Source organism: Bacillus sp. 05T21, assembly GCF_056396785.1.
Window position 1 is genome coordinate 76,640 of record NZ_JBFTMD010000019.1, and the last position, 13,123, is coordinate 89,762.

General features: G+C 36.8%; 9 protein-coding genes, 3 tRNA genes and 2 pseudogenes. 1 reads left to right on the plus strand and 13 read right to left on the minus strand.

Annotation, left to right across the window (positions count from 1 at the left end):
• Positions 1 to 10: 10 nt before the first annotated feature.
• Positions 11 to 787, minus strand: coding sequence for an SDR family oxidoreductase (locus AC1DKZ_RS24600; RefSeq protein ID WP_476997237.1), 777 nt, complete (start codon positions 785 to 787; stop codon positions 11 to 13).
• A 374-nt stretch (positions 788 to 1,161) separates the two neighbouring features.
• On the opposite strand from AC1DKZ_RS24600, the gene AC1DKZ_RS24605 reads away from it, so the two are divergent.
• Positions 1,162 to 1,668 carry a DoxX family membrane protein gene (locus AC1DKZ_RS24605; protein ID WP_476997238.1) on the plus strand — a complete coding sequence of 169 codons (507 nt, stop codon included), beginning with the start codon at positions 1,162 to 1,164 and terminating at the stop codon, positions 1,666 to 1,668.
• A gap of 181 nt (positions 1,669 to 1,849) precedes the next feature.
• Here the strand turns inward: AC1DKZ_RS24605 and AC1DKZ_RS24610 are convergent, their stop codons facing one another.
• The 12 genes and pseudogenes from AC1DKZ_RS24610 to AC1DKZ_RS24665 all read right to left on the minus strand — a co-directional run bounded on the left by AC1DKZ_RS24610 (position 1,850) and on the right by AC1DKZ_RS24665 (position 13,048).
• A complete protein-coding gene (locus AC1DKZ_RS24610; protein WP_476997239.1) occupies positions 1,850 to 3,817 on the minus strand; it encodes a S9 family peptidase in 1,968 nt (655 codons plus the stop codon).
• Between the two features lie 78 nt (positions 3,818 to 3,895).
• Positions 3,896 to 4,068: pseudogene (locus AC1DKZ_RS24615) on the minus strand (TnsA endonuclease N-terminal domain-containing protein); the annotation flags it as partial.
• 109 nt (positions 4,069 to 4,177) lie between these two features.
• Positions 4,178 to 5,980 (minus strand): glutamine--fructose-6-phosphate transaminase (isomerizing), encoded by a 1,803-nt coding sequence (glmS, locus tag AC1DKZ_RS24620; RefSeq protein WP_002139926.1) that lies wholly within the window; start codon positions 5,978 to 5,980, stop codon positions 4,178 to 4,180.
• 12 nt (positions 5,981 to 5,992) lie between these two features.
• Positions 5,993 to 6,178 (minus strand): annotated as a pseudogene (locus AC1DKZ_RS24625) (hypothetical protein).
• 285 nt (positions 6,179 to 6,463) lie between these two features.
• A complete protein-coding gene (gene glmM, locus AC1DKZ_RS24630) occupies positions 6,464 to 7,810 on the minus strand; it encodes a phosphoglucosamine mutase (RefSeq protein ID WP_002139928.1) in 1,347 nt (448 codons plus the stop codon).
• Positions 7,803 to 9,314, minus strand: coding sequence for a CdaR family protein (locus tag AC1DKZ_RS24635; protein WP_476997240.1), 1,512 nt, complete (start codon positions 9,312 to 9,314; stop codon positions 7,803 to 7,805). The genes glmM and AC1DKZ_RS24635 overlap by 8 nt, the downstream gene beginning before the upstream one ends.
• On the minus strand, positions 9,307 to 10,128 hold the full coding sequence (cdaA, locus tag AC1DKZ_RS24640; protein WP_002091475.1) for a diadenylate cyclase CdaA: 822 nt from the start codon (positions 10,126 to 10,128) through the stop codon (positions 9,307 to 9,309). The genes AC1DKZ_RS24635 and cdaA overlap by 8 nt, the downstream gene beginning before the upstream one ends.
• 248 nt (positions 10,129 to 10,376) lie before the next feature.
• On the minus strand, positions 10,377 to 11,270 hold the full coding sequence (gene rocF, locus AC1DKZ_RS24645; RefSeq protein WP_113938306.1) for an arginase: 894 nt from the start codon (positions 11,268 to 11,270) through the stop codon (positions 10,377 to 10,379).
• A 269-nt stretch (positions 11,271 to 11,539) separates the two neighbouring features.
• On the minus strand, positions 11,540 to 12,685 hold the full coding sequence (locus AC1DKZ_RS24650; protein WP_427280381.1) for a glycerate kinase: 1,146 nt from the start codon (positions 12,683 to 12,685) through the stop codon (positions 11,540 to 11,542).
• A 127-nt stretch (positions 12,686 to 12,812) separates the two neighbouring features.
• Positions 12,813 to 12,885, minus strand: a tRNA-Ala gene (locus AC1DKZ_RS24655).
• Positions 12,886 to 12,895: 10 nt separating this feature from the next.
• A tRNA-Gly gene (locus AC1DKZ_RS24660) sits at positions 12,896 to 12,967 on the minus strand.
• Positions 12,968 to 12,972: 5 nt separating this feature from the next.
• Positions 12,973 to 13,048 (minus strand) — tRNA-Lys (locus AC1DKZ_RS24665).
• Positions 13,049 to 13,123 lie beyond the last annotated feature (75 nt).

Consider the following 13,123-nt stretch of genomic DNA (forward strand, 5'->3'; position numbering starts at 1 on the left):
AATTATAAAATTATCTCTTAAATCCACCTTCTGAATGAATAACTTGCCCTGTAATCCATTCGGCTTCTTCGCTCACTAAAAACTTAATAAGCCTTGCTGCATCCCTCGGCTCACCAATTCTCCCAAAAGGAAACATCGGTCTTAATCCTTGCTTTATCTCCTCAGTCATCCATCCTGTACTAGTTGGACCTGGATTAATTGCATTCACTGTTATCCCTAAATGGGCCACTTCCGCTGATAACGTACTAGTAAGAGCGTCAATTGCTCCCTTCGTTGTTGCATACGCTAATTCTCCTGCCATAGGTCCTTTAAATTGTCCCGACGTCATATTCACAATTCTACCACCAGATTTCTTATCAAACCTTTGGGCAAATTGACTACTTAACAATGTAGTCGCACGAACATTTACCATGTAGTGCTTATCTAGTTCTTCAGCAGTCAAATTAGAGAAATCATTATTTGTAGAATATGCTGCATTATTAATTAATATATGAGGGTACCCTAATTGTTCAGTAACTTTATTTATAAGCTGATTTGATGCATCATTCTGAGTTAGATCTAACTCCATGCTCGATACTTTGACACCGTTTTGTATCAACTTTTCTTTTAATTGTATTTGTTCATTTTTATCAACGCCCCAAGGCATCTCTTTATCGTATTCTGTCCAATACGTAAAAAATATATCGTATCCAGCCTCTGCTAACTCCGTGCAAATAGCTGCTCCTATACCGTCTAGACGACTAACACCTGTAACAACAGCTACTTTATTTTTCAATTGATTCATCATATACTCCTCCAAGTTTAAAGGACGCATATTTTATATAAGAGATATAAATTTCCCCACATAGGCATCTACCCTTACAAAGGGGATGTACAAGCTAAATATGCAGTCCTTGAATGATTTACAGATAGCTAAATAAACCCTCACTTACGAGAGAAAAATTCATCTATCTAATTTCTAATCATTACAAGTTCATCCACATATCTACTCTTTGCCTCCTTTTGATATATCTCCATTATTAGTCTACCAAAATAGATGAAATGTTACAAAAAATAAAACAATTACTCCTAACCTATTTTTGTTCACATTTCCTCCATTGTGAATTTATTCACAATGGATATATAATAAACATGTAAATACAATACATTGGAGGGATTTCAATGGTTATCAATTTTTTAAGAACTGATAAACGCGCTACTTTCATATTATTATTTTTACGACTTTACATAGGATATGCATGGCTCGCTGCTGGAATAGGAAAAGTTTTTGGACAGTCTTTTGATGCAAGTGGTTTTCTAAAAGGAGCTATCGCTCAAGCATCAGGTGACCACCCTGCAGTACAAGGTTGGTGGGCAGATTTTCTTCAACATTTTGTTCTTCCAAACGCAGACCTATTTAGCTTTTTAGTTCAATGGGGAGAAATTTTAGTAGGGCTAGGTTTGATTTTAGGTGGATTAACAAAAACAGCTGCATTTTTCGGCATCATAATGAACCTTTCATTTTTATTAAGCGGAACTGTTAGTGTAAACCCAAACCTGCTTATTTTAACTATGTTCATTTTAGTTGCAGGACATAATGCTGGACGTATTGGATTAGATGGTTATGTTTTCTCAAAACTTTTCAAAAAAAATAACCGTGAAGCATATAAATTAAGTAAAACTGCATAAGAATAGTTCATCTTTTAAATATAAATAAGGAAAGAGCCTACATTCAGGCTCTTTTCTCATTTACACCAAAACATTTCACAGTTTGCCTTATCCGAAATGTGAAACTCAATCATATATAACCGAATAAATGTGTACGACTTTATTTCAAGCACCTAAAAAGCTTAAAGACTACAACAAGCCATTATAAAACCCTAAATTCTTTCATACTTTCTCCAAGAATATAGTGTGAAAACCACATCAAATTCTGCTTCATAATAGCCACATTAATTCTTGGCTGGTCAGAACTATATGCCATTCCTTTAAAAATAATTAATTCTGTATCAACTTCCATATCCCTTAACCCTTGATATAGCTCATATGCATTGGAAGTTGGAATCCTTGCATCCTTTTCGCCATGTTGGATTAAGGTAGGCGTACAGGCTGATTTAATATATGTCATTGGCGATGTTTTTGTATATATATCTGGATCATTCCATGGAGTATTTCCTAAATGCATTCTAATAAAGTAAGGGATATCTGTATTTACATAATGGGTACTCCAGTTAGTAATTCCGCCCCCAACTGAAATAGCTTTAAATCTATTACTAAACGTAGAACAGAAGGCCGATATATATCCTCCGTTACTCCATCCCATAACTCCTACTCTATCTTTATCTACAATCCCTTGCTCAACTAGTTCATCCACTCCAGATATAACATCCTCATAGTCAGCAATTCCCTGTTTTCTATAGTTGGCTTTTAAGAACTCATTACCATAGCCAGAACTTCCTCTATAGTTTAGCTCTAAAACTATAAAGCCTTTTTCGATAAACTGCTCAATCGGATATTTCTCATTAAAACAGTCTGAGAATATCGGAAAAGATGCCCAAGCTGGTCCACCATGGATTACTACTAATAAAGGATATTTTTTGTTGGCATCAAAATCTACTGGGGTTGATAAAACACCCTCTATTTCAAGACCATCACTACTTTGCCATGAGATTATTTCCCTGTTACTTTTCAGCTTCCCTTTAAAAAAGCTATTTTCATCCGTTATTTTTTTATCGTCTAAATAGATTTCAAAGGTTTCATTTGTTATAGCCTTACTATAGGATATATGATGTCCATCCCTTGTTATAGAAGCATCCATTATAAAGCCATCTACTTTGTCACTTAACATTTCCACAGTGCCATCTTCACATAGCAACCCAATGAGATAATTAGTTTTATCCTGCCATCTAATTAAAATCCCCTTATCTGTCCACTGTAATGGCATAACCGTACTATCAAAGTTTGTTAGAGGCTGAATTACCTCTCCAGTATTCATATCATATATCTCTAATATACTTTCTTGTATATGGTTTCTATAGTACTCCTTCTCCCTTATGCTTGCTGAGTAACATATTTTGCTGCCCTCAGGAGAAAAGCAAACGCTCCCGCCCAACAACTTATCTACATTCATCTTTTGTAGTTCCTCAACTTCAACATCTAATATGTATAGATCACCATTCATATGATCGTTTAGGCTTGGTGTAGCCATAAATACAACCTTTTTCCCATCATTTGAAATATCAAAGTTATGTATATAAAAATCCTTACCCTCCGTTAATTGATAAAGACCGCTAATCTCACGTTCCTCTTTATCATTTTGTATCCCTTTTTCTATTTCAATGTAATATAAACAATTATTCTGATGTTCCTTACCTACATGGTGGAAGTCCCCATATAGCTCTTTACGTTTCTTTATTTCCTCACATTCTTTTGACTGTGCAACATAATAAAAACCTTTACCAGTAGGCTCCCATTTGAATGTACTGACCCCTTCTTTCTCATCAGTAATTTGTAACTCACTATAACCATCTATTGACTTAACAAAGATTTGATTTTTCTTATTATCCCTCTCACCAACTGGGCTAAGGTATGCGATATCCCTAGAATCTGGGGACCATAATGGGTGTATACTGTCTATATCCCCAGTTGTTAATGGGTAACTCTGCTCCTTATCTTTTTCATATATCCATATATGATTCCTATATGTATTGTCTTTCCAGTTAGCTGTCTTCTTAACAAATGCTACATTTTTGCCATCGTCACTTATGTTTGTACTTGATAAGGTTGGTAATGAAATAATCTCTTCTATACTTAAATATGTTTTTTCTTTCACCTTCATTAATAAACCCCCTCGTAATGTCTAGTAATCTAATTTGTTCAATAAAGTGAAACTTTAATCAGTGGTTTTTTTCCATCAACGAATATCTGAAAAAACAACAGAAAATTCAGTTAAATAAAAGTAGTTCCGTCCCAAATCCGATAAAACCTCATGTTGTCTGCCGGTTTTTATACTTTTTAAATCCCACTGCCAGTTCCTTGCCCCTCTTTAATCCACTTATCGATTTTAGATGTTCTTTTTTTTCGACACAAAAATGCCCCTTTAGATAATCATATCCAAAGGGGCAAAGCTTCACAACTTTTTTATAAACGTCGTGACTTTATTTTAAATTTACAATAATCTAGTTACTCTACCAATCTCCTACTCAACAGTAACAGATTTAGCTAAGTTACGTGGCTTATCAACGTCACATTCGCGGTGAAGCGCTGCGTAGTATGAGATAAGTTGGAATGGAATAACTGCTACTAGCGGTGCTAGTGCTTCGTGTACAGCTGGTAATACGAAGCTGTCTCCTTCCATTTCTAAGCCTTTCATTGAAATGATACATGGGTTAGCTCCGCGTGCTACTACTTCTTTCACGTTACCACGAATTCCAAGGTTTACGTGCTCTTGTGTAGCAAGGGCGATAACTGGTGTACCGTTTTCGATTAAGGCGATTGTACCGTGTTTTAATTCTCCTCCAGCAAATCCTTCTGCTTGGATGTAAGAGATTTCTTTTAGTTTTAACGCACCTTCTAAACCTACGAAGAAGTCTACGCTACGTCCGATGAAGAAGCAGTTACGCGTTGTTGCTAAAAATTGTTTTGCTAATGCGTCCATCTCTTCTTTTTGATCACAAAGTACTACCATTGCATTTGCTACAAGTCCTAATTCATGTGTTAAATCGAAATCAAGAACCTCACCTTTTGCTTTTGCAATGTCAGCCGCTAAGATTGAAAGTACTGCAAGCTGTGCTGTGTATGCTTTCGTCGATGCAACTGCGATTTCTGGTCCCGCATATAAAGGAAGTGTATAATCAGCTTCACGAGAAAGCGTAGAACCAGGTACGTTTGTAATTGTTAATGCTTTATGACCCATTTCATTTGTTTGCACAAGTACTGCACGGCTATCAGCTGTTTCACCACTTTGTGAAATGTAAATGAAGAATGGTCTCTCTGTTAATAATGGCATGTTGTAAGAGAATTCACTTGCTACATGTACTTCAACTGGTACTTTCGCAAATTTCTCAATGAATTGTTTTCCAACAAGACCTGCATGGTAACTTGTTCCACATGCAATGATGTAAATACGATCGCTATCTAAAATCGCATTACGGATATCTTGATCTAATTCAATTTCGCCATTTTCATCTTGGTACTTTTGAATAATATTACGGATTACAAGTGGTTGCTCGTCGATTTCTTTTAGCATGAAATGAGGATACGTTCCTTTTTCAATATCACTTGCGTCTAATTCCGCTGTAAACGGTGCACGTTCAATCGTTTCACCTTGTAAGTTTTTAATTGTAATGCTTTCTTTTGTTACGATTACCATTTCTTTATCCATTAACTCGATAAATTGATCTGTAACTTGTAACATCGCCATAGCGTCGCTTGCAATAACATTAAAGTTATCACCAGCACCTACTAATAGCGGGCTTTTGTTTTTAGCAACATAAATCATGTTTGGATTTTCAGCATCAAGTAGTCCGATTGCGTAAGAACCATGTAAAAGAGATAACGTTTTTCGGAACGCATCTTCTACACTTAGTCCTGTACTTACTTGTTGTTCCATAAGCTGCACGATAATTTCTGTATCTGTTTCACTTACGAACGTTACATCTTGTAAATATTCTTTTTTCACTAATTCATAGTTTTCAATTACACCGTTATGAACTAGTGTAAAGCGTTTTGATGTACTTTGATGCGGATGCGCGTTTAATTTGCTTGGAACACCGTGTGTTGCCCAGCGTGTATGACCGATTCCCACGCTTGCTGCTACATTCTCTTCTACGACTTCGCGAAGTTTTGCAATACGGCCTTTTTCTTTGTATACAATAACACCGTTCTCTGCTTGTACTGCAATACCTGCTGAATCATATCCGCGATATTCTAGCTTTTCTAAACCTTTTAATAAAATTTCCTTTGCATCTTGCTCTCCAATAAATCCTACGATTCCACACATGTTTAGTCGCCGTTACAAATGCTTACACTGCTCTGCGAACATGTAACGACATAGTCCGATACCATTTTTATTTATACTAAAAAACGGATTACATATTGCTAGCCCTGTAAGCTTGTAACGGCTTTCACCTTCCTCTCGATTGGGTTAAAGTCCGTATATACTTATACAGCTAGTATTCATCCGTTCCTCTTCTCTCATCACACTTTCACCTTTGTCCACTAAGTCACCTTAATGTTTTAAGTAAAAGATTGCGGTTGTGATGAACAACCGGGAGTCATCCGCCGAAATCTCGATAAACTCCACCTCGTCAACTACACTACTTGTAGTTCTGGCGCTTTTATAATTTACAATATTTCCTTTGAGAAAAAGAACAAGACCATCGTATAACAAACAATATAAATCGTCAATGAAATTTTTTTCATTGTCTATAAAATATATGAAAAAGGAGCACTTTTTGTGCTCCTTTTAAATAAAATCGGTTAATTATTCAACGCCAACTTCAGCTTTCACAACTTCTACAATACGATGTACATACCCATCACAAATTTCTTGTGTCGGTGCTTCTGCCATTACACGAATAAGTGGTTCTGTTCCAGATGGACGAACAAGAATACGACCGTCTCCGTTCATTTCTTCCTCTACAACACGAATAATTTCTTTAATTTTCTCATTTTCTAGTGCTAGTTTCTTGTCTGTTACACGAACATTTACTAGTAATTGTGGGAATTTTGTCATCTCGCCTGCAAGCTCAGATAATGGTTTTTTCGTCATTTTCATGATATTTACAAGTTGAAGTGCACTTAACATTCCATCACCAGTTGTAATGTAATCAAGTAAGATAATATGACCTGATTGTTCTCCGCCCAGGTTATATCCACCACGTTTCATCTCTTCCATTACGTAGCGATCACCAACTGCTGTTTTATCACTTGTAATATTGTTTGCTTCAAGCGCTTTGTAGAAACCTAAGTTACTCATAACTGTTGAAACAACTGTATTATGTTTCAATTGGCCAGTTTCTTTCATATACTTCGCGCAAATAAACATAATTTGATCGCCATCAACGATGTTTCCTTTTTCGTCTACTGCGATTAAACGGTCTCCGTCACCATCAAAAGCAAGACCAATATCAGCACCTTTTTCTTTTACTAATTCAGCTAACACTTCTGGATGCGTAGAACCTACTCCAGCGTTAATATTCATACCGTTCGGTGAAGTTCCCATTGTTGAAATATCAGCTTCTAAATCTGCAAATAAATATGGAGCTAAAGAAGATGTAGCACCATGTGCACAATCTAAAGCAATATGTAAACCAGAGAAATCTTCCTCTACAGTTTGTTTAATGTATTGTAAATATTTTTGTCCACCTTCAAAGTAATCACTCACTTGTCCAAGGTTAGTACCTGTTGGACGTGGTAGCTCATCAACTTCTTTGTCTAATAACGCTTCAATTTCTGCTTCTTGCTCATCTGTTAATTTAAATCCATCTGAACCGAAGAACTTAATTCCATTATCTTGTACTGGGTTATGAGATGCAGAGATCATAACACCTGCTTGCGCCCCTAACGCTTTTGTTAAATAAGCCACACCTGGTGTAGAAATAACACCAAGGCGCATTACTTCCGCTCCAGTTGATAATAGGCCTGCTACTAAAGCTCCTTCTAGCATATGTCCAGATACACGTGTATCACGGCCAATAATTACTTTTGGACGATCTGTATCTTTTGTTAATACATAGCCGCCAAAACGTCCTATTTTAAAAGCTAATTCAGGTGTTAATTCCTTATTTGCAACCCCACGTACTCCGTCTGTACCAAAATATTTACCCATTATTATTCGCTCCTTTTTCGTGCTCTTTTTGATTATCTACTGTTAGTTCTTGGCTCGTTTCTTGGCCATTTTCTTTTTCTTTGTCTTTTTCTTTGTCTTTTTCTTTGTCTTTTTCTTTGTCTTTATCTTTTTCCTGATCCTTTTCTGGATTAGGTTCAGGATTTTTTGGTTTTTCAGTTTGATTTTCTTGATTGTTTTTTGAATCTGGTTGTTCAATATTACCCTGTACTTCTTTATCCGGCTTTTCTTTCTTCACAATTGTGACTTTAGCACTTTTTTGTTTTGCTTCTATCGAAATATTACCAGGACCACTCACTTGAATAGAAACATCTTTCGTCCCCGGAGATACATTTTGCAGATTAATCGCCGCTGTTATTTGAGCAGCTGTTATTTTATCTACTATACTTGCTTCTCCTGAAATATCAACGCTTATCTTTCCATCTTGTGGCGAAAGTAGCTGCGCAGTAACATCATTCGGAATTCCACTTTTTTGAATCGGGATACCATCAATAGTTTTACTTTTCGTTTGTTTTACCTTTTGTACCCCTATGGAAACCTTCACTTGATTTGGTTTTGCACTTGTTACACCTTTTGGCAATAAAACAGAGGCATCGAATGTTGTAGAATCCGTCAATTGACTAAGATCTACCTCGACCCCCTCTATAGATTGTATATTATCCAAAATGTCTTTTGGACCTGCTATCGTTACTTCTTTTGGTTCAACACTAATATTTGTAACAGCTAAACCTTCTGGTAGATTCCCTTTTTTCGAATATGTTAAAGGAACTGTTTTTTCGACATTATTTGCTGTAGCTTGTGTCGCTACATTCACCGTTACACTTATTTTAGATGGACTTGTTTTTACATTTAAACGTTTTCCTTCTTTATTGTATAATGTAACGTCTGCTGTTTTTGTAACTGTTTTATTAACACCTTTTAAATCTATATATGCCTTAGCAGATGAAATACTTTCTATTTCTTCTTTTGTTCCAACTACTTCAACAGTGTCAGGCTTAATACTTGATTTCTCAATGGTAGCACCTGCTGGCATCTGGTCTTCATTTGATAATTTTAAATCTACATGAACATACTTTTTCGCTTTTTCATGAAGAGTGACTTTAATTGTTGCTGGCTGAACTGTCCCCTTCACATCATCTGGAAGCCCGTTCGCTTTTAAAGAAACTTCATAAGTTCCTTTTTGACTATCTCGCAAATCAACTGATATATCAAATTGTTTTTTTGCTTTTGCTGTAGCAACTGCTGATTTTGGGCCTTCCAACTTCACCTTGACTCCACCTGCTGGAATACCACTTACAATATATTTCTCTTCATCATACTTAAGGGTAATAGGATAATCAGTTAATGTTTCTTTCGTTTCATTTACGAAAGGTAATATACTCGATGTCGTATTTTTTTCAGTTAAAGTTGCTGACATAAAAAGCATACACGCCAATAGTAATGAGATTCCTTTTAAAAACCAATGATTCTCCATTAACTTATCCATGACGCTTTCTCCTCCAATTCCATAAAGACGAAGAAGTCGTTTTTTCGTTCCCACTAAATTCAGCTAACAACATATCCTTTAGCTGTTCTGTCTTCAAATCACGATGTAACTCACCGTTTTTCGTTAAAGAAATTTGGCCTGTTTCTTCCGACACAACTACTGTAATACTATCGGTGACTTCACTAACTCCCATTGCAGCGCGATGCCTAGTTCCTAACTCCTTAGAAATAAATGGGCTTTCTGATAAAGGAAGGTAACATGCTGCTGCTTTAATTGTACTTCCCTGCATAATTACTGCTCCATCATGAAGAGGGGTATTAGGGATAAAAATATTAATGAGTAATTCCGATGATACATTTGCATTTAGCGGAATACCCGTTTCTACATAATCATCCATCCCAGTCTCTTTTGACAAAGTAATTAGTGCACCAATTCTACGTTTTCCCATATATTCCGTTGCTTTAGCTATCGCTGTTGCAACAATTTCAGGTTCATCTTCCCCCTGATTTCCCACACGCGAAAATAAGCTACCCCGTCCTAGCTGCTCAAGTGCTCTTCTCAATTCTGGCTGGAAGATAATAATAACGGCTAAAAATCCCCACGTTAATACTTGTTCCGTTAGCCAATATAGCGTATGCAATTCAAGTAAAATACTAATCATCCGGACGACAATAATAACTGTAATACCTTTTAAAAGTTGCACAGCCTTCGTGCCCCGAATTATAAGAATTAGCTTATATATAATAAACCATACAACAGCAATATCTAATGCCGTACTAAGATATTTCAAAATGGTCGTATCTTCAAAAGGCATGCTAACCCTTCCTCCTACTTACGAGCAATTCTATCCATATATTGAAATATTATTTTATGCTCTATCTGTATGTATTTCCAACAACTAGTTAATTATACCATACATGAACCAAACGACAATTACAAACGCCCCCCTTTAGCTTAAATTGGTAAGATGTCAAACTTTCTTATCCTACAGTATAATATAAGTCATTATTATACGCCTATTTTCAAATAAAAAAAGCAACTTCTCAGTTGCTTTTCTTACATTTATTTTAGTTTTTCACCGAATAAAGAACCCATTAAAGCAACCGCTGTTGTTGCTGTTCTATTTCTCTCATCTAAAATCGTATTTACTTCAACAAATTCAGCAGATGTAACAATATCAGCTTCTGCTAACATTTCCATCGCTAGGTGGCTTTCACGATACGATAGACCACCAATTACAGGTGTTCCAACTCCTGGTGCGTCATGAGGATCAAGCCCATCTAAATCTAATGATAAATGAACACCGTCAGTATGAGATAAATACGCAATTGTTTCTTCCATAACAGCCGTCATACCCATACGATCAATTTCATGCATTGAGAATACTTTAATGCCTTCTTCACGAATAAAGTCCTTTTCTCCTTCATCTAATGCACGTGCACCGATAATTACAACGTTCTCTTTCTTCACCTTTGGATATGACCCGTATAAGTCTACAAGTGAAGAATGTCCATATCCTAAACTTGCAGCAAGTGACATACCGTGAATATTTCCAGATGGTGAAGTCTCTTCTGTATTTAAATCACCGTGTGCATCATACCAAATAACACCTAAATTTTTATAATGTTTCGCCACACCAGCTAACGTACCGATAGCAATACTATGATCGCCGCCCAATACAAGTGGAAAACGACCTTCTTCTATAATATGATCAACCTTAGTCGCTAGTTCGTTACATACAGTTGCAACTTGAGTAAGGTTTCGTAATTTTGTATTTTCATCTACTTCTTTTTCTCTCTCTATACATATATCTCCCATATCTTTTACGTCATATCCAATTTGTTCAATTCTTTCAACTACCCCTGCATAACGGATCGCGCTTGGTCCCATATCAACCCCACGACGCATCTGTCCTAAATCCATTGGAACTCCAATAACTGAGATTTCTTTTTTCATAGATAGTATCCCCCTTTTATGCCTTCACTAAATATTTTAAATCTTTTATATAGTCTGACTCAACTCGACATTTTTCTGCATGGATATACATTTTATTCACTTATATTTACGTTAGAATCCCAATTTTTAAACCATTCTATGTATAAAGTTAACTTAATGAACCAACTAACTTTTCTATCAGCTAATATTTTTATCAGTGCTTTTCTCCATCACCACCTAGGATTACACAAGATACCCTCAAATAACTGGATAAAAAAACACTTCTACATTTAGAAGCGTTTTTTTGATGCTAGTTTCCACACTGCTGCAATATTTTTTGCTGTCATTTCGATATTCTCTTCTGCCGCTTTATATGCTTCTTCTAATGTCATTGGGCTAGCCGTAATACTAAACACTGCATCAATTCCCTTTTCGTAAACAGTCGTATAATTCGAGGATACAGATCCACCAATAGCAATTACAGGAATATGACGACATTTCGCCCGCTTCGCGACACCAGCAGGAGCTTTTCCATAAGCTGTTTGTTCATCTATCCTTCCCTCACCAGTTACAATAAGATCGGCACCCTCTATACACTTATCAAAATTTGTATAATCTAATACAATTTCAATCCCTTTTCTTAGCTGTCCCTTTAGTACTGCAACGACAGCCGCTCCCATTCCTCCAGCTGCCCCTGCACCAGGTATTAGGGACACATCAAAAGATACATACTGTTTAAGTATATTAGCATAATGTTTTAAATTCCCGTCTAGCTCTTTCATCATCTCTACATTCGCACCCTTTTGTCTCCCAAATACAAAAGACGCTCCCTTTGGTCCAACTAATGGATTGTCGACATCACATGCTGCTTCTAGCTTTATATCCTTCAAACGTGTATCCATACGAGAAAGGTTAAGAGCAGTAATCAAATGTAATGTTCCTCCAGAGGGCTCAATTACTTCACCTTTCCTATTAATAAACTCTACGCCTAAAGCAGACAACATACCTGCCCCACCATCATTTGTAGCACTTCCTCCAAGCCCTAAAATAATGTGTTTAGCTCCTTGATCTAATGCATGTAATATCAGTTCGCCTGTCCCTTTTGTTGTTGTAATAAGTGGGTTTCTCTTTTCAATTGAAACGTGTTGTAATCCTGATGCTGCCGCCATTTCAATAAATGCTGTCTCCCTATTCTTAGACATACCATAATAGGCTTGCACGCTCTCTCCAAGCGGCCCTGTCACATTAAGTGATATAATTTCCCCCATTGTAGCACCAACAAGAGATTCGACCGTTCCTTCACCTCCATCTCCAATTGGTACTTTAACGTACTCTGCTTTAGGAAAAACTGCTGCAAAGCCCCTTTCAATAGCTTCACATACCTCTATAGCTTTCAGGCTTTCTTTATATGAATCCGATGCAATGACAACTTTCATAATTATCCCCCCCCTTATTCAATCCCTTTTTTTCATTTTAAACGATATACGGAAAAGTTTCCTTTTTGAGTGAAATTTAAACACAAAAAAAGCTTACATCATTTGATGTAAGCTTTCCCTATTTATATGGAGCCTAGCGGGATCGAACCGCTGACCTCCTGCGTGCAAGGCAGGCGCTCTCCCAGCTGAGCTAAGGCCCCTTAGTAATTAAGCGGAAGACGGGATTCGAACCCGCGACCCCAACCTTGGCAAGGTTGTATTCTACCACTGAACTACTTCCGCGAAAATGGTGAGCCATGAAGGATTCGAACCTTCGACCCTCTGATTAAAAGTCAGATGCTCTACCAACTGAGCTAATGGCTCGTAAATGGCTGGGCTAGCTGGATTCGAACCAGCGCATGACGGAGTCAAAGTCCGTTGCCTTACCGCTTGGCTATA

Bases quoted from the DNA above. Each gene is read 5' to 3' on its own strand.
- AC1DKZ_RS24635 (WP_476997240.1), bottom strand. From the start codon at position 9,314: ATGGATAAGTTAATGGAGAATCATTGGTTTTTAAAAGGAATCTCATTA.
- AC1DKZ_RS24610 (WP_476997239.1), bottom strand. From the start codon at position 3,817: ATGAAGGTGAAAGAAAAAACATATTTAAGTATAGAAGAGATTATTTCA.
- AC1DKZ_RS24650 (WP_427280381.1), bottom strand. From the start codon at position 12,685: ATGAAAGTTGTCATTGCATCGGATTCATATAAAGAAAGCCTGAAAGCT.
- glmM (WP_002139928.1), bottom strand. From the start codon at position 7,810: ATGGGTAAATATTTTGGTACAGACGGAGTACGTGGGGTTGCAAATAAG.
- cdaA (WP_002091475.1), bottom strand. From the start codon at position 10,128: ATGCCTTTTGAAGATACGACCATTTTGAAATATCTTAGTACGGCATTA.
- glmS (WP_002139926.1), bottom strand. From the start codon at position 5,980: ATGTGTGGAATCGTAGGATTTATTGGAGAGCAAGATGCAAAGGAAATT.
- AC1DKZ_RS24600 (WP_476997237.1), bottom strand. From the start codon at position 787: ATGATGAATCAATTGAAAAATAAAGTAGCTGTTGTTACAGGTGTTAGT.
- AC1DKZ_RS24605 (WP_476997238.1), top strand. From the start codon at position 1,162: ATGGTTATCAATTTTTTAAGAACTGATAAACGCGCTACTTTCATATTA.
- rocF (WP_113938306.1), bottom strand. From the start codon at position 11,270: ATGAAAAAAGAAATCTCAGTTATTGGAGTTCCAATGGATTTAGGACAG.